The 857-nt window shown below is 68.4% G+C and carries 2 protein-coding genes; both read right to left on the minus strand.

Annotated elements, in window-relative coordinates; all coding sequences use genetic code 11:
- A partial coding sequence (locus NNZ72_RS25365; RefSeq protein ID WP_257318460.1) for a hypothetical protein occupies positions 1–266 on the minus strand: 266 nt, incomplete at its 3' end.
- Between the two features lie 3 nt (positions 267–269).
- The coding region (locus NNZ72_RS25370; RefSeq protein WP_257318461.1) for a hypothetical protein at positions 270–857 on the minus strand (588 nt) is incomplete at its 5' end.

Genomic DNA, 857 nt, shown 5'->3' on the forward strand with positions numbered 1-857 from the left:
AGCTCGCCCTGCCCCTGGACGAAGCCGGAGAAGCCGTCACTGCCGACGATCGAGCGCTGGAACTGCAGGGGTTGCGCCAGCGCACCGGAGAACGGCTGGTCGGCCGGGATATCGTCGGAGCCGGTGATCCATTCCTCCGTCGCCGCGTAGATGCGGTATTCGGTCGAGATCGTGAACTCCAGCGCGCCGATGAAGACGGTGGGCCAGTCGGCCGGATCGGGGCATGCGCCGAAGGAGAGGTTGCCGAAGGGACGGACGCCGAACATGGATCAGCCCCTCCCGATCCGCCAGGGCCGGATGATCGCGCCATAGGCGATGGCGCCATAGCCCGCCTCGAGGAGGTCGATCACCGGATTGCGGCCTGCGACGGACAATTCGAGCATGCCCTCGAACTCGACCACGCCCTGAAGCAGCACCACGGGCCATTCGGACCATGCGAGGAACGGTTGCGCCGCCGTCGCCATGGCCGGCCGGAACCGCACGGGCTCCGAGAGCGGCTGCATGAAGGCATCGACATGCGGCCGCTCGGCGAAAGGCGCGAAGTCCTGGAACGCAAGGAACTGCTGATCGTGAGCCGGCAGAGCGCGTGGGAAGCGCGTCGGCTCCGACAAGGGCGGCACCCACTTGTCCGCGCCGATCACCTCGCCGAACGGCGCGAAAGGCACATAGGCGAGGAACTGCTGACCGTAGGCCGGCAGCGAGCGGGCGAAGCGCACCGGCTCGCAGAGCGGCTGCACCCACCGCTCGGCCGTCACCTGCTCACGGAACGGGGCGAAGCCCTGGTAGGCAAGGAACTGCTGGTCCGCGACGGGAAGCGCCAGCAGGGGCCGCACGGGCTCGGAAAGCTCCCTCTGGAA

Origin of the sequence: Shinella pollutisoli, assembly GCF_024609765.1 — a bacterium.
GTDB classification, from domain to species: domain Bacteria; phylum Pseudomonadota; class Alphaproteobacteria; order Rhizobiales; family Rhizobiaceae; genus Shinella; species Shinella pollutisoli.